Source organism: Sedimenticola selenatireducens (assembly GCF_963675335.2).
GTDB classification, from domain to species: domain Bacteria; phylum Pseudomonadota; class Gammaproteobacteria; order Chromatiales; family Chromatiaceae; genus Sedimenticola; species Sedimenticola selenatireducens.
The window spans coordinates 1,457,353-1,479,286 of sequence record NZ_CAXXYC010000004.1; the positions used below are offsets into that span (position 1 = coordinate 1,457,353).

The 21,934-nt window shown below is 60.8% G+C and carries 17 protein-coding genes; 8 read left to right on the forward strand and 9 right to left on the reverse strand.

The features are described from left to right. Nucleotides 1-38 precede the first annotated feature (38 nt). The 5 genes from ACHZBF_RS17965 to ACHZBF_RS17985 form a co-directional block, all read right to left on the reverse strand. Nucleotides 39-728, reverse strand: a complete 690-nt coding sequence (locus ACHZBF_RS17965) for an MOSC domain-containing protein (protein ID WP_321529183.1) — start codon at nucleotides 726-728, stop codon at nucleotides 39-41. A gap of 90 nt (nucleotides 729-818) precedes the next feature. Then, nucleotides 819-1,310: an NlpC/P60 family protein gene (locus tag ACHZBF_RS17970; protein ID WP_321529184.1), complete on the reverse strand. Its 492-nt coding sequence runs from the start codon at nucleotides 1,308-1,310 to the stop codon at nucleotides 819-821. A 148-nt stretch (nucleotides 1,311-1,458) separates the two neighbouring features. Further along, the gene (locus ACHZBF_RS17975; RefSeq protein WP_321529185.1) at nucleotides 1,459-2,283 is read right to left on the reverse strand and encodes a class I SAM-dependent methyltransferase; all 825 of its coding nucleotides are present in this window, start codon (nucleotides 2,281-2,283) and stop codon (nucleotides 1,459-1,461) included. A gap of 105 nt (nucleotides 2,284-2,388) precedes the next feature. After that, the gene (locus ACHZBF_RS17980; RefSeq protein ID WP_321529186.1) at nucleotides 2,389-5,511 is read right to left on the reverse strand and encodes an efflux RND transporter permease subunit; all 3,123 of its coding nucleotides are present in this window, start codon (nucleotides 5,509-5,511) and stop codon (nucleotides 2,389-2,391) included. After that, nucleotides 5,508-6,860: an efflux RND transporter periplasmic adaptor subunit gene (locus ACHZBF_RS17985; protein ID WP_321529187.1), complete on the reverse strand. Its 1,353-nt coding sequence runs from the start codon at nucleotides 6,858-6,860 to the stop codon at nucleotides 5,508-5,510. The genes ACHZBF_RS17980 and ACHZBF_RS17985 overlap by 4 nt, the downstream gene beginning before the upstream one ends. Nucleotides 6,861-7,211: 351 nt before the next feature. On the opposite strand from ACHZBF_RS17985, the gene ACHZBF_RS17990 reads away from it, so the two are divergent. Beyond that, nucleotides 7,212-7,619: a MerR family transcriptional regulator gene (locus ACHZBF_RS17990; RefSeq protein ID WP_273440468.1), complete on the forward strand. Its 408-nt coding sequence runs from the start codon at nucleotides 7,212-7,214 to the stop codon at nucleotides 7,617-7,619. Between the two features lie 85 nt (nucleotides 7,620-7,704). Further along, nucleotides 7,705-9,174, forward strand: coding sequence for a GGDEF domain-containing protein (locus tag ACHZBF_RS17995; RefSeq protein WP_321529188.1), 1,470 nt, complete (start codon nucleotides 7,705-7,707; stop codon nucleotides 9,172-9,174). A 24-nt stretch (nucleotides 9,175-9,198) separates the two neighbouring features. Here the strand turns inward: ACHZBF_RS17995 and topA are convergent, their stop codons facing one another. The 4 genes from topA to ACHZBF_RS18015 all read right to left on the reverse strand — a co-directional run bounded on the left by topA (nucleotide 9,199) and on the right by ACHZBF_RS18015 (nucleotide 14,446). Continuing rightward, complete coding sequence (gene topA / locus ACHZBF_RS18000) at nucleotides 9,199-11,478, reverse strand: type I DNA topoisomerase (RefSeq protein ID WP_321529189.1); 2,280 nt, start codon at nucleotides 11,476-11,478, stop codon at nucleotides 9,199-9,201. Nucleotides 11,479-11,623: 145 nt separating this feature from the next. Continuing rightward, nucleotides 11,624-12,100: a Smg family protein gene (locus ACHZBF_RS18005; RefSeq protein WP_029134874.1), complete on the reverse strand. Its 477-nt coding sequence runs from the start codon at nucleotides 12,098-12,100 to the stop codon at nucleotides 11,624-11,626. A gap of 90 nt (nucleotides 12,101-12,190) precedes the next feature. Next, complete coding sequence (gene dprA / locus ACHZBF_RS18010; protein WP_321529190.1) at nucleotides 12,191-13,381, reverse strand: DNA-processing protein DprA; 1,191 nt, start codon at nucleotides 13,379-13,381, stop codon at nucleotides 12,191-12,193. 27 nt (nucleotides 13,382-13,408) lie between these two features. Then, complete coding sequence (locus tag ACHZBF_RS18015; protein WP_321529191.1) at nucleotides 13,409-14,446, reverse strand: LysM peptidoglycan-binding domain-containing protein; 1,038 nt, start codon at nucleotides 14,444-14,446, stop codon at nucleotides 13,409-13,411. A gap of 131 nt (nucleotides 14,447-14,577) precedes the next feature. On the opposite strand from ACHZBF_RS18015, the gene def reads away from it, so the two are divergent. The 6 genes from def to ACHZBF_RS18045 all read left to right on the forward strand — a co-directional run bounded on the left by def (nucleotide 14,578) and on the right by ACHZBF_RS18045 (nucleotide 21,851). Continuing rightward, nucleotides 14,578-15,105: a peptide deformylase gene (gene def, locus ACHZBF_RS18020; protein ID WP_029134877.1), complete on the forward strand. Its 528-nt coding sequence runs from the start codon at nucleotides 14,578-14,580 to the stop codon at nucleotides 15,103-15,105. A 76-nt stretch (nucleotides 15,106-15,181) separates the two neighbouring features. After that, nucleotides 15,182-16,120: a methionyl-tRNA formyltransferase gene (fmt, locus tag ACHZBF_RS18025; protein ID WP_321529192.1), complete on the forward strand. Its 939-nt coding sequence runs from the start codon at nucleotides 15,182-15,184 to the stop codon at nucleotides 16,118-16,120. A 240-nt stretch (nucleotides 16,121-16,360) separates the two neighbouring features. Then, nucleotides 16,361-17,671, forward strand: a complete 1,311-nt coding sequence (gene rsmB / locus ACHZBF_RS18030; RefSeq protein WP_321529193.1) for a 16S rRNA (cytosine(967)-C(5))-methyltransferase RsmB — start codon at nucleotides 16,361-16,363, stop codon at nucleotides 17,669-17,671. Between the two features lie 48 nt (nucleotides 17,672-17,719). After that, on the forward strand, nucleotides 17,720-18,274 hold the full coding sequence (locus ACHZBF_RS18035) for a DUF4390 domain-containing protein (RefSeq protein WP_273440476.1): 555 nt from the start codon (nucleotides 17,720-17,722) through the stop codon (nucleotides 18,272-18,274). Beyond that, on the forward strand, nucleotides 18,256-20,487 hold the full coding sequence (locus ACHZBF_RS18040; RefSeq protein WP_321529194.1) for a sensor histidine kinase: 2,232 nt from the start codon (nucleotides 18,256-18,258) through the stop codon (nucleotides 20,485-20,487). The genes ACHZBF_RS18035 and ACHZBF_RS18040 overlap by 19 nt, the downstream gene beginning before the upstream one ends. Further along, nucleotides 20,484-21,851, forward strand: coding sequence for a sigma-54-dependent transcriptional regulator (locus ACHZBF_RS18045; protein ID WP_321529195.1), 1,368 nt, complete (start codon nucleotides 20,484-20,486; stop codon nucleotides 21,849-21,851). The genes ACHZBF_RS18040 and ACHZBF_RS18045 overlap by 4 nt, the downstream gene beginning before the upstream one ends. Nucleotides 21,852-21,934 lie beyond the last annotated feature (83 nt).

The window sequence follows — 21,934 nt, forward strand, 5'->3', positions numbered from 1 at the left end:
CCTCTGGTCCTCCCCGTGTTGGTACCGATGCCCCGCTGTCATTGCCGATTGAACAGCCGCCTGGACCAGTGCTCCGGCTGGCCGCTTTCCAGACGGTTGGCGGCGTGCCGTTTCCAACCCGTCGAGAGAGTCTTGTGTTCGGCCAGCAGTTCCAGGTCCTCGCGGCAGAAAGGCCGGTTGTAAAGGATGTCCAGGCAGGTGTGCACCGACAGATTGGAGCTGGAAAGTTCATGCAGTGTCAGGCTGTCATCGGGATCGACCAGGCCTTGCTGCAGTACCCGAAACAGCCAGCCGGTGCGTCCCGAGGTCTGCATGATGAGCGACATTTGGGGATAACCGAAACGGATATTCAGCTTGTAACAGGGTGAACGGGGCTGGCTGACCTGCAGCACCGCCTCTCCCAGGGTAAAGATATCGCCAATATTGATCTGTTCTTCGTTCAGGCCGGTGTCGGAGAGATTCTCGCCAAAGGCCCCGGCAACGAGCGGAGTGGCCGCTGGCGGCAGTTCCATGGCCTGCCAGAACTCGTCCCAGTAGGCGTAGTGTTCCCGGGGATAGTAGTGCAGGGCACGTTCCAGTCCGCCGTGATGGCGCTGGTCCTGTTGCTGGTCGCCCGCCAGACCCTCCAGGCCACAGTGCAGCGGACCGTTGATCGGCTGTTTGTCAATGGCGCTCTCGGTGCTGCTGTCCAGCGGCGCCGTGGTTCCGATGAATATCAATGTGCTCATAACGCCTGTAACCGTGGGTTTGTGGTAATCGAATGTACACCAGCCATAGCATCGTAACCGGTGACGGATCAGGGGCAGTCTCGGCGGCTGTTACAAAACCCGCCTGGATTTCCAGTACGCGGATTGCCAATACGGGCTGTCCAGCGGCGAGATCATGACGCCACTGCTTTTCGAGGCATGTAGAAAGCGGTTTTGTTCCAGGTAGATTCCGACATGCCGTGTCTTGCCGTCGATCCTGAAAAATACCAGATCTCCAGTCGCCAGCTCCGACTGCTGGACCGGCTGGCCCACCGTCGCCTGCTGCCCGGTCGTGCGCGGCAGCGTCACGCCCAGCTGGGACCGGTAGGTGAGCTGGACGAAGCCGGAACAGTCAATGCCCCGACGGCTCTGGCCACCGATGCGATAAGGCGTTCCCCGCCACTCCTGATGTTGTCTGTAGAGCCGGCCCAGAAGCGTCTGATCAACGTCCGCGGCGCTGCCGGGTGAGGTTATCGGTGACGCGGGAGCATGCCTGGTGACGGGCGCCACACCGCTGCAGGCTGTTAGCAGCATCAGCAGGGGAATCAAGGTCAATCGGCGCATCGGCTGTCCGTCGTTGTCTGTCTCCGCCGGACAGGTCTCCTGCCGCCGGGCTTGTCACTGTATTTTGAAATAATAGCAGTGATTGCCGTTGATCTGGCTCCGTTGTCGTCAGCGCTTACCAAACTGGGTCGCTGCAACGGGCAGTGGATCAATCAGCTGCGGCATCATCATCTTCCGTGGCGACCGCTTTATCCACCCGCCCCTTGATCGCCCAAGCCCGTGCACGGAGTTTGATGGAGCCGTCACTGGCGGTGGGAAGACGCGCTTTCAACAGGTCACGCAGGGCCGCTTGATCCGCTTCCGGCTGTGACAACAGATAGGTTGGGGCGGTGCCCTGTCCGGCCAGGAAGGGCGCCCAAAACTGCTCAAAGTCCGGAAACTCCTGGGTAATTTCAAATGAGGTAACGGTGATGTCGGTAAGCCCGGCATCGCTGAACAGCAGCCGCAGCGCCGGCTTGTTGCAGTCGGCAAAGCGCTTGCCTTCATGCATCACATCGGCCATCAGATTGAGCTCGACCGCCGCCTCCCAGAAATGGTGCAGCATCTCCATGCTGCCGGCATAGTCCCAGACATAAGCGGCCACCGTGCCGCCGGTGCGGGTCACCCGCACCATCTCCTGCAGCGCCTCATCAGGGGCCGGCGGAATGTTCAGCAGCAGGCCGGAGACGGTGATATCCACCGCATTGTCATCCACCGGCAGCGCCATGGCGTTGCCGACCCGCAGCTGTATGCCCTGTCGCAGGCGCATCTGTGCGCTCTTGATGAAGCTTTCCGACTGGTCCACGGCATACAGTGCAGCCGGTTTGTAATGGTTGAGAATAATGTCGCTCAACGGGCCGGTACCACAGCCCACGTCCAGCCAGCGCAGTTCCGGTTCCGGGTCCAGCCATTCGAGGAACGGTTTGGCGACCATCCGGCTCCAGCGGCCCATGTACAGCTCATAGGCATCGCCCGATTCCCAGGTTACTTTCATATCAGCCAGCTCCAGATTGATTCGATATTTGTTTCAAGTTTGTACCAATCCGTGGATTAATAAAAGGCATGAAATGATTGTGCGATGGCCGGACCGGAATGCGGATCATGCCGAATCGCCCTCCATGGTTGCCAGCTCTTTGGCGGTGGTGGAGATGCCCAGATCATGCAGTATGCTGAACAGGGCGGGTACCACCAGCAGTACCAGCAGAGTAGTGGTCATCAGTCCGAAGACGATACTGGTGGCCAGTGGCACCAGTACCTGGGCCTGCATGCTCTTTTCCAGCAGCAGCGGTATCAGCCCGGCAATGGTGGTGATGGAGGTGAGCAGTACCGCCCGGAAGCGGTCGCGGCTGGCCATCTTGGCCGCCTCCACGATATGGTGTCCCTCCCGCACCCGCAGCTTGAGAAACTCCACCAGCAGGATCGAGTCGTTGACCACGATGCCGGCCAGTGAGGTAAAACCGATAACACCGGGCATGGTGAAGCTGAGTCCCATCAGCAGATGACCCCAAATCACGCCGATCAGCGCCAGTGGAATGATCGACATCACCACCAGGGGCTCCACGTAGCTGCGAAACTGGAAGCTGAGCAGGATGAAAATGCCCACCAGGCCAATTGCGAAGCTGCGCAGCATGGAGCCGCCGGTCTTGGCGGTGTCCTTGGATTCCCCTTCGATCAGGGCTTCAACCCCTGGATAACGATTGAGCAGATCGGGTATGAAGTTGGCCAGCGTGTGGTTGATGATCTCCCTGGCGTTGGTAACCCGGGTGTCGAGATCGCCGCTGACAGTAACGGTACGTGCCCCGTCGACCCGCAGAATGCGTGAAAAACCACGCGACGTCTCGATCTTTGCCACTGCGTTCAGGGGGACCGGATCGCCCGACGCGGTGACAATGTGAAATCCTTCCATATCGGTCAGGTTGGCGCGGTCATCTCCGGCCAGCCGCACGTCAATCTCGTAGGCCTCGGGGCCGACCTGGATCTCACTGGCAGTGGTGCCGTAGAAGGCGGCCCGCAGCTGGGTGGCGATGGTGGAGGCGTCCAGCCCCAGTGCCAGGGCCCCGTCCCGCAGGCGCAGTTGCAGTTCCGGTTTGCCGGGGCGCAGGTTGTCCGACAGGTCGAAAGTACCCCGATAGCTGGCGAGCCACCCCTGCAACTCCAGTGAGGCCTGCTTGAGCTGGTCGAGGTCGGGGCCGGTGAGGCGGATCTCCAGTGGAATACCGCCCGGACCGATGGTCGGCTCTTTGAAATTCATCGCCACCAGGTCCGGGATCTCACCGGTGCGCTCACGCCACAGGTTGATATAGTCGTCCAGATGGCCGTTGCGCGCTTCGGCGGTGAGCAGGTCCACCGTCACCGTGGCCAGATGGGGGCCGCTTTCATTGGCATCCAGATTGTGGTTGAAGCGGACCTGAACATTGCGCACCAGCGGCTGTTGATCGGGCTGCAGGGGAGTGAAGTGATCATCCACCACCCGAATGGCATCGGTCACCTGACGGACCACTGCCTCGGTCCGTGACAGCGGGGTGCCCTGGGGCAGCAGGATGCGCGCCTCGATGATGTCGCCTTCGATATCAGGGAAGGACTGGAATTTGAGCTTGCCACCCACCAGCATGCCGATGCTAAGCAGGAACAGGGCGATGACGATACCGATAAACCAGTAACGCTGATGGATGGCCCAGTCCACCAGATGGCCCACCGTGTGGTCGCGGAAGTGGATCAGGCGACTGTCGAATGCCTGACGGAAGCGGCTCGCCTCCTGCTCATGGTGTTTGAGCGCATGCGCCAGGTGGTGGGGCAGAATCAGGAACGCTTCGATCAGGCTGACCATCAGCACCAGCAGCAGCACCATGGGGATAAACTGCAACACCTTGCCCATGTGGCCGGAGAGGAAGGCCAGCGGGCCGAACACTGAAACGGTGGTGAGAAACGAGGCGATGACGCCGGGTGAGACCTGGCGGGTACCCTCGATGGCCGCCTGCATGGCGCTCTTGCCCCGGCGCAATTGGGTGGCGATGTTCTCGGCGATGACGATGGCGTCATCCATCAGCAGGCCGATGGCGATCAGTAACGCCACCATGGTGATCATGTTGATGGTCAGGCCGAGGACACTCATGAAAAACAGGGCGCCCAGGAAGGAGACGGGCAGGCCCATGGCGACCCAGAAGGCGAAGCGTCCCTGAAAGAACAGCCACATCACCAGGAATACCAGCACCAGTCCCTGGCCACCATTTTTCAGCAGCAGGCTGAGGCGGTCCTTGACGATGGAGGAGCGGTCCTGGGTGATATGAAACTGCACACCCTGCGGGGCGCCGGGACGCAGGTCCTGTTCCAGGAAACGGCTCACCGCATCCATCACCTTGATGGTGTCCTGCTGCTTGGTCTTGATCACCTGGAGCAGGGCGGCGCGCTGGCCATTGAACAGCACCTTCTCTTCGTCCAGCTCAAAGCGATCGCTGATGGCAGCGATGTCACCCAGCCGGATCTCCGCACCCGAGTTGGCGCTTACTATGGTCAGATCGGCCAGCTCCTGGGGGTTGCGCCGCAGATCCGTGAAGCGGATCAGCAGGTCGCGATCAGCCGTTTCCAGTGAGCCGGAGGGCAGGTCGATACCCTGACGCCGGACACTGTTGGCCACATCCGACATGCTGATGCCGTATTGCAACAGTGCCCTGGCCGGCACCTCAATACGCAGCTGGTGGTCGGAAAAGCCGTTAATTTCGACCTGCGAGATCTCTGGCAGGCGCTGCATGCGTTCCTTGACCTGTTCCGCATAGGCCTTCAGGTCACTGCTGGACATGGGGCCGGTAATGGCGATGGCCACCACGTTGTCGGTGCGCCCAAGTTCCTTGATCACCGGCAGCTCGGTCTCTTCGGGGAAGTTGCTGATGGCGTCGACCTCGCTCTTGATGTCGTCCATGAAGCGGGCAAGATCACCCCCTTCCACCATCTCCGCGACCGCTATGGCGACCCCCTCCCGTGCCTCGCAGCTAAGCTCCTCCACCTCGCTGACGCCGTCGACGGCATCCTCCAGGCGCTGGCAGATCGCCTCTTCCACATCTTCTGCGCTGGCCCCGGGGTAGGCGACGGTAATCTGTAGTTGCTGCGCGGCGAAATCGGGAAAGGTCTCCCGCTGCAGGCCGGGCAGGGTGGAGAGTCCGAGTACGGCCAGGAACAGCATCAGCAGATTGCCGGCCGTGGGGTGACGGGCGAAGAAGGTGATCATGGCGTCATCTCTCCACGCGCCGAACGTACCAGTTGCTGTTCAGTCGCCTGGTCCTGAACCGGGTTGAGCAGCATGCCCTGAATGGCGGGAACCAGGTCGGAGATCACTACCCGCTCGGCCGGTTTGAGTCCGGATTCAATGGTCGCGAAGCCGGGCTGCAGCATGCCGACTTTTACTTCTCGGATATCCAGGCGCTGCTGTTCGTTCACCACGTAGAGCCGGCCTGCATGCAGGGCGGAGCGCGGCACCACCAGGCTGTCGGGGCGGGGTCGGCCAGCCAGTGTGACCTGGACAAACAGCCCCTTTACCAGTGGCGGGCGACTGCCGGGCAGTACATTGGCATAGGGCTTGTCCACCTCGACAATGACGCCGACGGTGCGGGTCTTGGGATCCAGGGTATCGCTCAGTCTGGCAAAGCGGGCCTGCCAGGAGGCGCTTAGCCCCGTCTCCTGCAGCGTGGCGGTGGCGCTCAGCCCGATCTGCTGCATCGCCTCGGCGGGATTCAGGTTAAGTACGTCGATGGCGCGGCTGGCGTGCATCAGGTGGCTCATCTGGTTGATGGGGATCTGGATCTCGATCTCGGCCTTGTCCAGGTCGTCGGCGGCAACCAGCATCTCGCCTTCCCGGACATACTGGCCCTGCTCCGCGTTGACCTCGGCGATCCGGCTGGTGAAGGGGAGGCGGATTTCGGTATTGGCCAGGCTTCTGCGCGCCGTGGCCAGGCTGGCCCTGTGGCGTTCCAGTTGCGCCTCCAGCAGCGCCTTCTGGCTGGGGAACAGATTCAACGTGTTGATCTGTGTCTGGACGCTCTGTTGCTGGGCCAACAGGCTGCGCTCCTGGCTCTCCAGGTCGGAGCGGCTGATGCCGCCCTTGCCTACCAGTTGGCGCTTGCGCTCCAGCTCTTTACGGTTCAACGCCAGGGCGGCCTGTTCAATCTTCAGTGAGGCCTCGGTATTGGTGGCCTTGGCATCCAGTTCGTCAAGCTGGGCCCGGGTGGCCTGGATGTCCGCCTCGGCCTGGGCGATGGCGAGTTCATAGTCGGTCGGATCGATACGCAGAATCAGGCTACCGGCGTCCAGAATGGCCCCTTTTTGCAGAGCCGGATGTTTCTCGACGATTTTACCCTTGACCTGGGCTACCGCCTCCCAGGTCCGGCTGGGTCTGACGGTGCCGTGGCCCTTGGCGGTCGGTATAACGGTGATGCGGGGGGCGCTGATCACGCGGACCAGTCGCGCCTGCTCCAGCCGCGCTTCCTGCACCGGTGGATTGCTGCTCTTCTTCAGTGCCATCAGGGCGGCGATACCGGCAATGACTGGGATCAGAATGACCCATTTTCTGCTGATGGGCATGATGTTAAAACTCCGGGGGTAGACTGTTTTTGTTGGACGATTTTATGACGGGCAACTTCAGGGTATTTCCAGATAGTCTAGAGTGATAATAGAAGTTGCGTTGATTCTACTCGATGCGAAAGATCAAGCCAGATGGTTTTTAGTCGATTCGGGTAAAAAGAGCAGAAATGATTGATATTTGTCATCGCTGCGGGTTGTAAAAAGTCACATATCTAAGTGCCTCTTCGGTAGAGAAAAAACGCTTGGGGAAAGCCTGCCGCCATCTGCCGAATTCAGTTGACCCTGCAGCGGGTTTAGGCTTTAGAGTCAACCTTGTATTCACTTGAAATATAGAGTGATGAAAGGAGATTTATGGATGATGTATTGACCATAGGGCAGCTTGCTCAGCGGGCGGGTATCGGCGTTTCAGCGATACGCTTTTATGAGCAAAAGGGGTTGATAGACGGGCCGCCCCGAAACAAATCCGGTTACCGCCTCTACTCCCAGAAGATGGTAGAACGGGTACGTTTCATAAAGAACTGCCGGGATCTGGGGTTTCCGCTACGCAGTGTGGCAGAACTGCTGAAACTCTGTTATCCGGATAACAGCGAGATCGAGTGCCCGGTCGTACAGGACCGAATCCAGAAACAACACGAACTGGTATTGAAACAGTTTGAGGAGTTAAACCGGCAGCGGGCAAAGCTCGAACGACTGCTGGATGCCTGCCCCAACGGGAATAACGGACAGGGGTGTGACTTCATCCAGATCATGCTCGACTAAACGAGAGACTCTCTCCGGGATGGATGTGAGGCCAGGGAGTGTCGGCTTCTTCCCGGGATAGGGACAGTCAGGGGACGCTAGATACATGGAACCAGAGGCTCAATACTCCTTAACCCGGCCATGGCCCGGGTTGCTTGCCCTGAGTCACGGACGCGGATTTGTCCCGGTGGTGATACTGTTTCTGTCTGGTTTTGCGTATTACCTGCTGGGATTGGTCGGATTGCACTTCAGCCATGAGCTCCAGGGATTTTCAGCCGTCTGGATTCCATCAGGGGCGGCTTTTTTCATGGTGCTGTTGGGTGGCTACCGCTGGGCGGTCGCCCCCCTGATCGGCATGTCTCTGGTGGCGACTCATCTACAACTCCCGTTGGCCATGGGTGCCGGGGCGACGCTGGGTGCCACCCTCGAGGCGCTGTTGCCGGTCCTGTTGCTGCGCACGCTGGGCTTCGATCCGAGGTTGGAGCGAATTCGTGATGTGATGCTGTTTATCGCTATGGCGGTGGTGCTGGGGCCGGTATTTACCGCCACCCTGGGTACCCTTGGGCTCTGCTACTCCGGTATGACCCTCCAGGCCGGGCTGGCGGATATCTGGCTGCTCTGGTGGCTGGGCAACAGTGTGGGGTGTCTGGTTATTGCCGGAGTGCTGCTGGTCCTGGCCACATCTGTTGAGAGTACGGCGACACCCAGGTGCCGCCTGTTTCTGTTGTCGCTACTGGGCGGGGTGGCGCTGACCAGCATGCTGAGTGTCATGCAGCTGTCAGTGGGCCAGCCGACGCTGCTGCTGTTTGCCCTGGTTCCATTGATCGTCTTTGCCGCCACCTACTGTGGCCGCCAGGGTGCCACGCTGCTCGCGTTCGGTGCCACCGTGGCTTCGCTGATGACCAGACATTACGTTCCACCGGATGTCTATGCCTCCCACATGGTGGGGCTGTTCAGCCTTGATGTGGCGCTGATCTGGGTGGCGTCCTTTACCGGTCTGGTGGTGGCCTCGGCCTATTCCGAGCATGGCGTGAGTGCCATGTATGCCCGTCTGGCGGAGCGCGATGGCCTGACCAGCCTGATCAACCGGGCAACCTTTGAGCAGCGGCTGACACGTGCTATCGATAGCGCCCGACGGGACGGCAGAACCCAGGTGCATGCCCTGATGTTTATCGATCTGGACGATTTCAAGCAGATCAACGACCGGTTTGGCCATGCGGTAGGCGATCGGGTGCTGCGCCGGATCGCCCGGTTACTCATGTCCCAGGTACGCGGCCGGGACACGGTTGCCCGGCTCGGGGGAGACGAGTTTGTGATTCTGCTGGAGAATTGTACAGCTGGGAGTGCCCGCCAGATGGCGGAGCGGATCGCTGTCGGTGTCAGGGGGGTCGCGGTCGCTGTCGGGGAAGGGATCTGCCAGGTGACCTCCAGCATTGGCGTGGTGCCGATCGGTGCCGGGACCGGCTCCATGGAGGAGGTCCTGGCGGCGGCGGACGGTGCGCACTACCGGGCCAAGGACGGCGGAAAAAACCGGGTGCATGACCTCACCATGGAAGCGTTGCCGGATGAAGGTTGAAGAGCAACACCAATCCCGGGTTGATCAGGACTCCTCGACCGGCTCCGAATAGGAGCACTCCTTCTGTGGGCAGACCTTCTCGGTGCCCTTTCGCTTGGTGGTCTTGATGGTGAGAACCGGCCAGCCACAACTGGGGCAGGGTTCCGCGATCGGCTCATTCCAGGTGGCGTAATCACACTCCGGGTAGGTGGAGCAGGAGTAAAATATCTTGCCGCGGCGCGATTTGCGCTTCATCAGCGTGCCCTTGCCGCATTTGGGGCAGTCGACGCCGGTATCCTCGGGTTTTTCCAGCGGTTCAATGTGCCGGCAGCTGGGGTAGTTGCTGCAGCCGATAAACTTGCCGTATTTACCCCGCTTGATCACCAGATCGGACTGACACTCGGGACACTTTCTCCCCTCGACGATGGTCGGCTCCTCCTGCTCCTTCTTGTCGCCATTCAGGTCGCGGGTGTAATCGCATTCGGGATAGTTGGTGCAACCGATAAAGCGGCCGTGACGCCCCAGCCGGATGGAGAGCGGCTTGCCGCAAGTGGGGCATGCCTCATCCAGCGCCTCATGGGTTACGTCACTGCGTTTGACATTCTCCTGGGTGTGGTCGATGCGCTCCTTGAACGGTGCCCAGAACTGACGCAGCAGCGGTATCCACTCCTGTTCGCCGCGCGAAATGGCGTCTAGTTCATCCTCCAGCCGGGCGGTAAAGTCGTAGTCCACATAACGGGTGAAATACTGGGTCAGAAACTTGTTGACCACCCGACCCACGTCGGTGGGATGGAAGCGCTTCTTCTCCAGCTGCACATATTCGCGGTCCTGCAGGGTGGAGATGATCGAGGCGTAAGTGGAGGGGCGGCCGATGCCGTGTTCCTCCAGCGCCTTGACCAGGCTCGCCTCGCCGTAACGGGGCGGTGGTTCGGTAAAGTGCTGTTCCGGGCGGATCTTATTTAGGGTGATCTGCTCGCCTTCCTTGAGGGGCGGCAGCAGCTTTTCGTCGCCGTCTCCCTTCTTGGCGTCATCGACGCTCTCCATGTAGACCGCCATGAACCCCGGGTTGGCCACGGTCGAACCGTTGGCGCGGAAGTTGTTGCCCTCGCCACAGGAGAGATCCGCCGATACGGTGTCGATGGTGGCGTGGATCATCTGGCAGGCGACGGTGCGCTTCCAGATCAGCTCATAAAGCCGGTACTGGTCCTTGGTCAGGTGATTGAGCAACGATTCGGGCGTGCGCTGTACCGAGGTGGTGCGTATCGCTTCGTGCGCCTCCTGGGCGTTTTTCGACTTGGTCTTGAAGCTGCGCGGCTGCTTGGGCAGTTGATCGGCCCCATACTGGCCGATGATGAATTCGCGCAACTCGGCGATGGCGTCATCGGACAGGTTGACCGAATCGGTACGCATGTAGGTGATGAGACCGGTGGCGCCGCTACCGGTGTCGATGCCCTCATACAGCTGCTGCGCGGTACGCATGGTGCGCTGCGCGGTGAAACCGAGCTTGCGGGCCGCCTCCTGCTGCAGGGTTGAGGTGGTAAAGGGGGCCGCCGGATTGCGTTTGCGCTGTTTCTTCTGGACCTTTTCAACCGTCAGCTTGCCGCCGGCTGCCGTCAGCAACTGCTGTTCCGCCGCCGCCGCCGCATCCCCGTTGTTGATATCGAACTGATCCAGCTTGGCGCCCTGGTAATGGGTCAGTTTGGCGCTGAACGGCTGCTCCTGCTTGGTCAGGTCCGCCTCGATAGTCCAGTACTCCCGGGCGACGAAGGCCTCGATCTCCTCCTCTCGCTCGACAATCATGCGCAGGGCCGGGCTCTGCACGCGTCCGGCCGAGAGTCCACGGCGAATCTTCTTCCACAGCAGTGGTGACAGATTGAAGCCCACCAGGTAATCCAGGGCGCGCCGAGCCTGCTGGGCATTGACCAGATCCATGGACAGGTCGCGGGGTTTGGCCACCGCCTCCTGCAGCGCTTTCTGGGTGATCTCATTGAAGACCACACGCTGCACTTCCTTGTCCTTCAGCAACTTGCGGTTTTTCAGCAATTCATAGAGATGCCAGGAGATCGCCTCGCCTTCGCGGTCCGGGTCAGTCGCCAGCAGCAGGGCGTCCGACTTCTTCAGTGCCTTGGCGATGGCCTGTACATGCCGGTCGTTGCGTTCGATGACCTGGTATTTCATGCTGAAATCGTTGGCGGGGTCCACCGCGCCCTCTTTCGGCACCAGATCCCGGACATGGCCATAGGAGGCCAGCACCTCGTACTCCGGGCCCAGGTACTTCTTGATGGTTTTACACTTGGCGGGTGATTCTACAATTACCAGCTTCATCGGATCGGTTCAGTTGTCCATTATGTTGTCAGCTAAATTAAACAATGCAGGCAGATGATGGTCTGTCCGCAATCGTTATTAACTGGTACAAAAATATTGTTGTTTCGATAGGAGCCCGGCAGGCCCTGGCTCCTGGTTCGGGTGATCAGTGCAGATAGGCAGGAATATCGTTGTACACTAACTCTTCCATCTGCGCAAAGGCGCTCTCCTGGCCTGGCTGGTTGATCAGTACCATCAGTACGACCCATTTGATCTCGTCAACCCCGATGGTATGGGTGCCCAGGGCGATAGCCCGGTCGATCACCAGTTCACGACCGGTCGAGTCAAGAATGCCGTTCTGTTCCAGAAACATCAGCAGCCCGCGTGAATCGGTATCGATGCGGCGTTGCTCTTCGGGGGTGTAGATGCGCATGGCCCCCTGGGGCTGATGGTGGAAATTTTCCGGTGCCTGTCGCTCGGCAAGCTCATCCATCCACTGGAAGGCCTTGTTGACCTCCTGTTCCGGGAAGCCGGCCTGGATCAGTTCATCATGGATCTGACCCTGGTCAGAAATAGAGTCCTGATCACTGTCCATGTAGTTCTCATAAAGGTAGATCAGGATATCGACTACGTTTTCGTTCATGCTGCGTCCTTCATTGGGAGCCTGTTGGTCAAGCCAGACGGCTCCTGGCAATGCCGATAAATGCCGGTAAAAACCGGGAAAAACTGCAAACTATAGTGGTTCAGTGCCCATCTTTCCGGTTCGACAATAACGTCCGCCGGGCGCAGCTGAGACAAAACCTTCAAGCTCAAGTAACAGAAGCATGGAGGAAACCGCGTCCGCGGTCAATCCGCTGCGCTGAATCAGCAGATCGACCGGTGTCGGATCAAAATCCAGGGCGGCCATCAGCAATTGGTACTCCCCGTCCCATCGTCTCGGCGTGGACTCCGCCTCGGCAGCGGGCTTCTCAAGGGGCACTTTCAGGAGGGTGCCGAGCAGCGGGCTTAGCTCCTCCAGGATGTCTTCTGCTGTCTCCACCAGCTTGGCACCCTGGCGGATCAACGCATGACAGCCCCGGGCCAGCGGGTTGTGGATGGAACCGGGTACGGCAAATACCTCGCGCCCCTGTTCCGTAGCCAGCCGGGCGGTAATCAGGGAACCGCTCTTCTGCGCCGCCTCCACCACCAGGGTGCCGACACTGAGGCCGCTGATGATGCGGTTGCGGCGGGGGAAGTTGGCCGGGAGCGGGGGTGTGCCGGGGGGGAGTTCGGAGATTAACGCGCCCTGTTCGGCAATCCGGTGGGCGAGATCGCGATGGCGGGCGGGATAGACCCGGTCAAGACCGGTGCCGGTAACCGCCAGTGTGGGGGTCATGGTCTCCAGGGCGCCGCGATGTGCGGCGCCATCGATACCGGCAGCCAGTCCACTGGTGATGGCCAATCCGGCATCGGCCAGAAAACGGGCAAAATCCAGCGCGGTCTGCTGCCCGCTTGGCGTGGGATTTCGCGAGCCGACAATGGCCAGCTGCGCCATTTCCAGGGTCGCTGCGTTACCTTGTACAAACAGCAGGGGTGGTGGGTCCGCTATCTCCCTGAGCAGCGGGGGGTAGCGCGCATCACGCAGCGTGAGGAGTGTTCGGTTGTCGCCCTCCAGCCAGCGCAGATCCTGTTCCACCTGATCCCAGTCGGGGCCACGCAACCAGGCGATGCTCTCCTGCCGGAGTCCGCTATGTGCCGGGTGTTGGGCGCCGAACAGGGGGCGCGGGTCGCCCCCGCTAAAGCCCAGCAGCCGGTTGATGCCGCGGCTGCCAAGCCCCGGGGTGTGCAGTAGTGCCAGCCAGTAGCGGAGGTCGGCCGTCTGATGTTCGCAGTCTCCTTCCCTGGTCTGCCGAGTGGTTTCGTCACTCCTCTCCTGAATGGACATCGGGTCGCGGCTTTCCTCCGTCAGTGGCTATGGATTGCGTACCCGGTCAAGCACATGAATGGCACGTGAGGCCTTCATGACCAGGGCGAAGCTGACGCGGTCGAAGGTGCGGAAAACCATCAGGGTGCCGGCCGGTTCGTCCGGCAGCGTAACGGTATCGCCGCGGGTCTTGGAGACGATATCCCGGATGGTCTCACCACGGTGGTCAATAGTCAGTACGTTGCCGGCTTCAAGGCCGTCGTCGGCGCCACGGTCCAACACTACCACGTTAAACTGGCCGATCTGGCTGACGCCGTTAAGCACCCCGATGATGCTGCCTTTGACATCCTGCTTCGGTGCCGCGGGGAAGAAGGTGTTCAACGGAGTATCTTCCGACACCGGCAGCAGTCGGTCGCCCTTGACAGTCTCCAGCTCCATGTCGTTGAGCATCAGGGTCGCCGGGTCGCCGGGCTGCAGCAACTCGCTGCTGCTGATGTAGAGTGCCTCGTAGCCGAGAATTTCACCGGTCTCCGCATCCTTATACGCGTCTCCCGGCCGAACCACATCGAATTTTCTGTTGTCAGTTGTATCGATGGACCGGACGTAGGCCTTGATGTCATTGCTGCCGAGGATATGCTCATCGGCGAAGGCGACCACATAGGGGGCGCTGTCCAGTTCCTCCTGCTCCATGACATAGGGGCGGGTCAGGAACTGGTGAATGGCATCAATTGGAATGGCGGGGATGGCTCCGTCCAGCGGTGTGGAACGAACCTGGGGTGACAGATGCACCATGGAGCCGCGCTGCAGGCTGAGGCGCGGCTGGCCGTTTACATAGGTCATTGTGATAATATCGCCCGGGTAGATCAGGTGCGGGTTGGCGATCTGTGGATTGACATGCCAGACGTCGGGCCAGAGCCAGGGATCCCGGAGGAATCGTCCGGCGATATCCCATAGGGTGTCCCCCTTGACCACCACATAGCGATCGGGATGGTTGGGATTGACGGCGACCGTATCGGCAGCCAGTGCGCCCCATGAGATGAGCAGGCCGAATACCAGGCAGGCGAGCTTGTTGCTAGACGTAAACATGGCGATCCCTTTGCGTTGACTGTTTGTTCCAGTGACCAGGAAATCGGGCCGGATGGATGGGCCAGAATCCTGTATCATCATAATGTTAGAGAATTATTCTATCTTTGTACTATAGATTGACGGAAAACCCAATGGCAATTCTGAACATACTTCATTTTCCTGACCCAAGATTGCGTAATAAAGCACAGGTTGTGAAATCTTTTGACGATGATTTGCGCAAACTGGCCGCCGATATGCTGGAAACCATGTATCAGGCGCCGGGTATCGGGCTGGCGTCAATTCAGGTGAATGATCCCCGCCGGCTGGTTGTGATCGATGTCTCGGAGAACCACGATGATCCGCTCTGCCTGGTCAATCCGGAGATCCTGGAGAAGCACGGTGAGCACAAAATGGACGAGGGGTGCCTGTCGGTGCCCGGGGTCTATGAGCCGGTCGTGCGGGCGACCGATATCAAGGTGCGGGCGCAGAACCTTGACGGGGAAATTATTGAATTTGAGGCGGATGACCTGCTGGCGGTCTGTATCCAGCATGAGCTGGATCACCTGGATGGCAAGCTGTTCATCGATAATCTGTCCAGTCTGAAGCGGCAACGCATCCGCAAGAAACTGGAGAAAGAGGACCGGCAGGCGCAGCAGGATGCCGTCGGCCAAGCGCTTTGAGTAGCGCTATAACGGTCTACGGACAGCTCCTGATTCCCAATCGGAATGGCCCGTGTGGCCGCGAGAACAACCAATAATGAGTAGTCAGCTGAAGATTATTTTTGCCGGAACCCCGGAGTTTTCGGTCGCCCCGTTACGTGAACTGATCCGTTCCCCGCACCAGCTGGTGGCCGTCTACACCCAGCCCGACCGGCCGGCCGGCCGCGGCCGAAAGCTGACAGCCAGTCCGGTCAAGCAGTTGGCCCTGGATCATGCCATCCCGGTTTACCAGCCCAGGAACTTCCGCGAGGAGGCGGACCTGGCCGCACTGGAGGCGCTGCAGGCCGATCTGATGGTGGTGGTGGCGTACGGCCTGATCCTGCCCCAGCGGGTACTGGATGCCCCCCGGCTCGGCTGTATCAATATCCACGCCTCGTTGCTCCCACGCTGGCGTGGGGCCGCGCCGATCCAGCGTGCGGTGCTGGCCGGAGATGAACGCAGTGGTATTACCATCATGCAGATGGAGGCCGGACTGGATACCGGGCCGATGCTGCTCAAACGGGAGATCGAAATCGGACCAGACGAGACCGGTGGCGCCCTGCATGACCGGCTCTCGGAGCTGGGTGCCGAGGCACTGATGGCAGCGTTGCCGGGGATTATTGACGGCACACTGCAGGCCGAGCCACAGCAGGATGCGCTGGCCAACTACGCCCGCAAGCTGGAAAAGGCCGAGTCCACCCTGGACTGGCGCCGGGATGCGCTGGCGCTGGATCGTCAAGTGCGTGCCTTCAATCCCTGGCCGGTAGCGCAGACCTTGATGCAGGGAAAGGTGCTGCGTATCTGGGAGAGCGTACCCATTTCCGGATCGGCCGACGCACCACCCGGGACGGTCGTCGCCTGTGACCGTGCGGGTATTGATGTGGCCACCGGGGACGGGCTGTTGCGTATCCGCTCGCTGCAACTGCCGGGCAAGCGGGCCATGAGCGCCGCCGATTTTCTCAATGCCCATGACCCGCAAGGGATGGTGCTGGGTTGACCCGTTCAGCCCGGATTCCCCGATCCAGCCGCGAAGAACGCAAAGTGCGCAAAGCGATACAATGGCGTACCCCTGGTTCCGTGGCTTCCGGGATATGCGCAGGATTGACGGTCAAGTCACGGATTCAGGTTGCCTTCATTCCCGGTCTAATCCGGCAGGCGAAGGATCGGGAAAGTACAATTCGGTATTTTCCTTCGGGCTCTTTGCGTTCTTGGCGGTTAATATGAGGTTGTTAGGTTCATGAATGGCAGAACCCCAGACCCGGGCAATCCGCGGGTGGCGGCGGCACGACTGCTGCGCCAGTTGGCTGACGGCCGGTCGATATCCGACCTGCTGGAGCAGGGGCTGGAGGCGGTCTCCCCACGGGACCGGGGGTTGGTGAAGGAGTTCTGTTTCGGGGTTGCCCGCTGGCGCCCGCGGCTGGAGCGGATTGCCGGTCAGCTGCTGAGTAAGCCGATCAAGCCGAAAGAGGGCGAAGTGCAGGCGCTGATCCTGCTCGGCCTGTATCAGTTGATCTATATGCGGGTGGCGCCCCACGCTGCGGTGGCCGAGACAGTGGAAGCGGCCCGGTTGTTGCGCAAGGCCTGGGCGGTGGGACTGATCAATGCCCTGCTGCGTCGCTTCCAGCGGGAGCGCGAGACGCTGCTGGCGCTGGCGGATGCCGATCCCCTGGGTCGTTACGCCATGCCCGGCTGGCTGCTTGAGCGCATCCGTACAGACTGGCCGGAGCACTGGGAAGCGATACTGCAGGCGACCAACTGCCATCCCCCAATGAGCCTTCGGGTTAATCTGGCGACCAACAACCGGGAGCAGTACCTGTCTCTGCTGGCGGCGTCGGGCATCGAGGCGGCGCCCATTCCCCATGTTCCTTCCGGTCTGGTACTCGACACACCGATGGATGCGGAAGCGCTGCCTGGATTTACCGAAGGCCGGGTCTCGGTTCAGGATGGCGGGGCACAGCTGGCGGCGGTGTTGCTGGACCTGCAGGCCGGCCAGCAGGTGCTGGACGCCTGCGCCGCGCCGGGCGGCAAGTCAGGCCATATCATGGAAGCGGCCGCTGTGCAGCTCACGGCCATGGATCTCGATCAACGGCGACTTGAACGGGTGCGCCAGAATCTGCAGCGGTTGGGGGTGACGGCGGCGGTTGTACAGGGGGATGCGGCCAAGCCGCAAGGCGCCTGGGCCGACAGGCAATATGATCGCATCCTGCTGGATGTGCCCTGCTCGGCCACCGGCGTAATACGCCGGCATCCCGACATCAAATTGCTGCGCCGGGCACAGGATATCCCCGCCCTGGTGAAGATTCAGGGCGAAATTCTGCGTGCCGTCTGGCCGCTGTTGAAGCCGGGCGGCCTGTTGCTGTACGCCACCTGCTCACTGTTGTCGGATGAAAATGAGGAGCAGGTGCGGCGCTTTCTCGAGCAGGCGCCGGATGCCCGGGAGCGGGTGATCATGGCCGACTGGGGGCGCTGTCGCCCGGTGGGGCGGCAGACGCTCCCGGGCGAAGCGACCATGGACGGCTTTTACTATGCCTGTCTGGAGAAAATCTAGCCGCAAATGCGTACCTTCCAGCCAACAATTACTCGCCGGGCGTGGACCATGGGATGGGCGGGGTGGCTGTGTCTGCTTCTGGTCGCGCTCACCACCAGCAGCCCGGCCGTGGCCAAGGCGTTCGAAGTGGAGGGGTTGACGGCGCGCGAGGTTGAGGGTGTCTATCTGATGGATGCGACAATCCTTTATCAATTCAGCGATGAGGCGTTGGAGGCACTGGAGAGTGGAGTGCCCCTGACCCTGGAGGTGCATATTCAGTTGCGCCGGGAGGGTGCCTGGATCTGGGAGGCGGACCTGCTGGATGCCCGGCTGCGTTACCGGATACTGCATCAGGCGCTGCATGGCCTGTATCAGGTGACCGATCTGTCGAATGGCACACAACAATACTTTGCCACCCGCAAGGCGGCCTTCACCGCCCTGGGGCGGATCCAGGATGTACAGCTGATACAGGCGGAAAAACTGCAATCGGGCGAGCGCTACAAACTGTCACTCAGGTCCAGCCTGGACATCGAGGCGCTGCCGCTGCCGCTGCGCCCCCTCGCCTATCTGAGTCCGGCCTGGAATCTATCCAGTGAGTGGAGCATATGGCGCCTGCAACCCTGAAAAAACTCACCGGTGGCGCACTGCCGGTCACCGCCTTGCTGGCGTTGGTGCTGGTTTCACTGCACTTCATGAGCGGTGCCCTGCAGAACACCGAGGAACTGAGCCGGCTGTTTATCCCCCTGCTGGTAACCAGTGTGCTGGGCCTGTTCGCCATGGTGATCGTGGTCAGCTTCAATATCGTTCAGCTGGTGGCCCGTTATCGGCGCCAGGCGGCCGGTTCCAGGCTGGCGTTGCGGCTGGTGGTGGTATTTGTGGCGCTTTCACTGGCGCCGGTGGCGGTGGTGTACTACTACTCGCAGCAGTTTCTTCTCAAGGGGATCGACAGCTGGTTTGACGTGCATATCGACCAGTCCATGGAAGATGCCCTCAGCCTGGGGCGGGTCTCGCTGGATCTGCACAAGCTGGAGCGTCTGAAGGTGGCCCAGCTGTTGCTGAACGAACTCTCCGGTTCCTCGGTGGCCGGACTGAGTCTGAGTCTGGAGGATCTGCGCGAGCAGTTTGGAGCCAGCGAACTGGTGTTGATGGATGCCGGCGGCCGGGTAATCGTCAGTGTTAACGCCGATCCCAGCATCCTCACTACCAGTAAGCCGGATGGGGCGATGCTGCAGCAGGTCCGTTCCGGAGAGGATTATGTCGGGGTGGAGCCGAATCTGAAAGTCGAGGGGCAGCTGGAAGTGCGGGCGGTGGTGGCGGACCGGATTCGCAACCGTCTGCTGCTGGCGCGTTTTCCAGTGTCCCGCTCCATTGCCGATCTCACCACCAAGGTGGAGGGGAGCTACAGCCGCTACAAGGAGCTGACCTTTCTGCGCAAGAGCCTGAAAAGCACCTTTACCCTGTCGCTGGCGATGGTGCTGCTGTTCAGCTTGCTGGCGGCAATCTGGGCCGCCTTCTTTACCGCCAGGCGTCTGGTGAAACCGGTGGCCGGTATTGCGGAGGGAACCCGGGAAGTGGCGGAAGGTAACTACGGTCTGCAGCTGCCCCTGCCCAAGGCGCGTGACGAACTCGGTTTTCTGGTTGATTCGTTCAACTCCATGTCCCGGCGTATAGCCCGCTCCCGTGATGAAACGGCGCGCACCCAGCGCCAGGTGGAGGCGCAGCGAACCTATCTGGAGACGGTACTCGGGCGCCTCTCGTCCGGGGTGATTTCACTCGATGCGGCGGGACATCTGCGCACCGCGAACCAGGCGGCGGGAGAGATCCTCAAGGTGGATCTGTCGCTGATGTTGGGGCAGGATGTCGATGCGCTGGCCCTGGCGTCCCCCCGCCTGCGACAGTTTATCGAGGCCGTACGCGACCCGGTGGAGCAGGAGCAGCGTGACTGGCGTGGCCAGATCACGCTGATCGGCGGTGAAGGGCGCCAGGTGCTGCTCTGCCGGGGTACCCCCCTGGCCCAGCCGGATGATGAGTCGATGGGCTATGGGCTGGTGTTTGATGATATTACCAATCTGCTCAAGGCCCAGCGCGACGCAGCCTGGGGTGAGGTGGCACGTCGTCTGGCCCACGAAATCAAGAACCCGCTCACTCCGATTCAGTTGTCGGCGGAACGGTTGCGGCATAAATACCTGAAGAAGATGGAAGGCAAAGATGCGGATGTGCTGGATCGCGCCACCCACACCATCGTCTCCCAGGTCGAGGCGATGAAAGAGATGGTGAACGCCTTTTCGGATTATGCGCGCCCATCCCGGATCAACCCGCAGCCGGTGCATCTGGATGCGTTGGTCCAGGAGGTGCTGGACCTCTATCGCAGTGCCGGCCTGGTAGCCGGGCTGAAGGCCCGGCTGAATGCCGGTGAGACCCGGGTGGAGGCGGACCCGGTAAGGTTACGTCAGGTGGTGCACAATCTAATCAAGAATGCCCAGGAAGCGGTGAGCGTGGTGGATGACCCGAGAATAGAAGTGAGTACCGAGTTAAAGGCGGGAAGTGACTGCAGATTTGTTCAGTTGGAAGTGGTGGATAACGGACCCGGTTTCGAAACCGAGATTCTGGCTCATCTGTTTGAGCCTTATGTCACTACCAAGGCCAAGGGCACCGGGCTGGGACTGGCGGTGGTGAAGAAGATTGCCGAAGAGCACGGCGGTACCATCTGGGCCGAAAACCGCCCGGGAGGGGGGGCCAGCCTGATCCTGAGACTGCCCGCCATCGGTGCGGATGAACAATATGCAGGCTGTAGAGATCTGCCTGCCGGATCGAACACAAGGAGCAGAACCCAATGAGTGCATCGCATATCCTGGTGGTGGATGACGAGCCGGATATTCGCACCCTGGTGAAGGAGATCCTGGAGGATGAGGATTACACGGTCGCCATGGCGGAGGACGGCGCCAGCGCACGCAAGGCGTTGCGCGACCGGCGGCCGGATCTGGTGCTGCTGGATATCTGGATGCCGGATGTGGATGGTATCTCGCTGCTCAAGGAGTGGTCGGATGGGGAGGGCATGCCCTGTCCGGTCATCATGATGTCCGGACATGGCACGGTTGAAACTGCCGTGGAAGCCACACGCCTGGGCGCTTACGATTTTCTGGAGAAACCGCTGTCGCTGGCCAAGCTATTGTTGACCGTGGAGCGGGCGCTGGAGGTGGATAAGCTGCAGCAGGAGAATATCGGGCTGCGCCGCCACACTCAACATGTGGTGGAGCCCACCGGGCGGAGCGCTGTGATCCAGCGCCTGCGGGAACAGGTCAAACGTATCGCCCAGCATGATACCTGGGTGCTGATCACCGGTGAGCCCGGCTCCGGTCGCGAGACCTTCGCCCGTTATCTGCACTCCCAGAGCGTGCGCCGGGACCGGCCGTTCATTGATGTCGGCGTCTCCTCTATATCCCGGGGCAATTCCGCACGGGAGCTGTTCGGCAGTGAACAGGGCGGACAGATCCACTACGGCGCCCTGGAACAGGCACGCGGCGGTACGCTGTTTCTGGATGAGGTGGCGGATATGGATATCGAGGCCCAGTCCCAGCTACTGGGGGCGCTGGATGGCGGGGCTTTTCTACGGGTCGGTGGGTCGGAGCCGGTACAGATAGATGTGCGCATTATCGCCGCCACCCAGAAGAACCTGCAGGATGAGGTGCAGGCCGGCACTTTCCGCGAGGACCTGTTCTACCATCTCAATGTGGTGCCCCTGCACATTCCGCCGCTGCGTGAGCATCGGGAGGACGTGCCGGAGCTGCTGGCCTATTATGTGGACAGTTACGTGGCTCATGAAAAACTGCCCTATCGGCGGTTTGATGTGCGGGCGCAGAACTTTCTGCGCAATCACAGTTGGCACGGCAACGTGCGCGAGCTGAAAAACCTGGTGCAGCGCCTGCTGATCCTGGGGGCTGGCGACGAGATTACCCAGGACGAGGTGGAGGCGGCGCTGGGCAGTGTCGGTCTGGCGCTGGAGAGTGGGGCGCGTTTCCCGGTCTCCTTTGACCAGCCCCTGCGGCAGGCGCGGGAGGCGTTCGAGAAGGCCTACCTGGAATATCAGCTGGAGAAACACGCCGGCAATGTCAGCCAGATCGCCCAGGCGTCAGGCATGGAGCGGACTCATCTCTACCGCAAACTGAAAACACTGGGCATTGATGTGAAGGACAAACGGTAATAAGCTCGCCGCTTTGCACCGGCTGGCTGCGCCGGCAGATCAGGGAGGGCACGTTTTTTGTGCCCATGCGGATGTGGCCGAAC

Bases quoted from the DNA above. Each gene is read 5' to 3' on its own strand.
- ACHZBF_RS17965 (WP_321529183.1), bottom strand. From the start codon at position 728: ATGAGCACATTGATATTCATCGGAACCACGGCGCCGCTGGACAGCAGC.
- ACHZBF_RS17970 (WP_321529184.1), bottom strand. From the start codon at position 1,310: ATGCGCCGATTGACCTTGATTCCCCTGCTGATGCTGCTAACAGCCTGC.
- ACHZBF_RS17975 (WP_321529185.1), bottom strand. From the start codon at position 2,283: ATGAAAGTAACCTGGGAATCGGGCGATGCCTATGAGCTGTACATGGGC.
- ACHZBF_RS17980 (WP_321529186.1), bottom strand. From the start codon at position 5,511: ATGATCACCTTCTTCGCCCGTCACCCCACGGCCGGCAATCTGCTGATG.
- ACHZBF_RS17985 (WP_321529187.1), bottom strand. From the start codon at position 6,860: ATGCCCATCAGCAGAAAATGGGTCATTCTGATCCCAGTCATTGCCGGT.
- ACHZBF_RS17990 (WP_273440468.1), top strand. From the start codon at position 7,212: ATGGATGATGTATTGACCATAGGGCAGCTTGCTCAGCGGGCGGGTATC.
- ACHZBF_RS17995 (WP_321529188.1), top strand. From the start codon at position 7,705: ATGGAACCAGAGGCTCAATACTCCTTAACCCGGCCATGGCCCGGGTTG.
- topA (WP_321529189.1), bottom strand. From the start codon at position 11,478: ATGAAGCTGGTAATTGTAGAATCACCCGCCAAGTGTAAAACCATCAAG.
- ACHZBF_RS18005 (WP_029134874.1), bottom strand. From the start codon at position 12,100: ATGAACGAAAACGTAGTCGATATCCTGATCTACCTTTATGAGAACTAC.
- dprA (WP_321529190.1), bottom strand. From the start codon at position 13,381: ATGTCCATTCAGGAGAGGAGTGACGAAACCACTCGGCAGACCAGGGAA.
- ACHZBF_RS18015 (WP_321529191.1), bottom strand. From the start codon at position 14,446: ATGTTTACGTCTAGCAACAAGCTCGCCTGCCTGGTATTCGGCCTGCTC.
- def (WP_029134877.1), top strand. From the start codon at position 14,578: ATGGCAATTCTGAACATACTTCATTTTCCTGACCCAAGATTGCGTAAT.
- fmt (WP_321529192.1), top strand. From the start codon at position 15,182: ATGAGTAGTCAGCTGAAGATTATTTTTGCCGGAACCCCGGAGTTTTCG.
- rsmB (WP_321529193.1), top strand. From the start codon at position 16,361: ATGAATGGCAGAACCCCAGACCCGGGCAATCCGCGGGTGGCGGCGGCA.
- ACHZBF_RS18035 (WP_273440476.1), top strand. From the start codon at position 17,720: ATGGGATGGGCGGGGTGGCTGTGTCTGCTTCTGGTCGCGCTCACCACC.
- ACHZBF_RS18040 (WP_321529194.1), top strand. From the start codon at position 18,256: ATGGCGCCTGCAACCCTGAAAAAACTCACCGGTGGCGCACTGCCGGTC.
- ACHZBF_RS18045 (WP_321529195.1), top strand. From the start codon at position 20,484: ATGAGTGCATCGCATATCCTGGTGGTGGATGACGAGCCGGATATTCGC.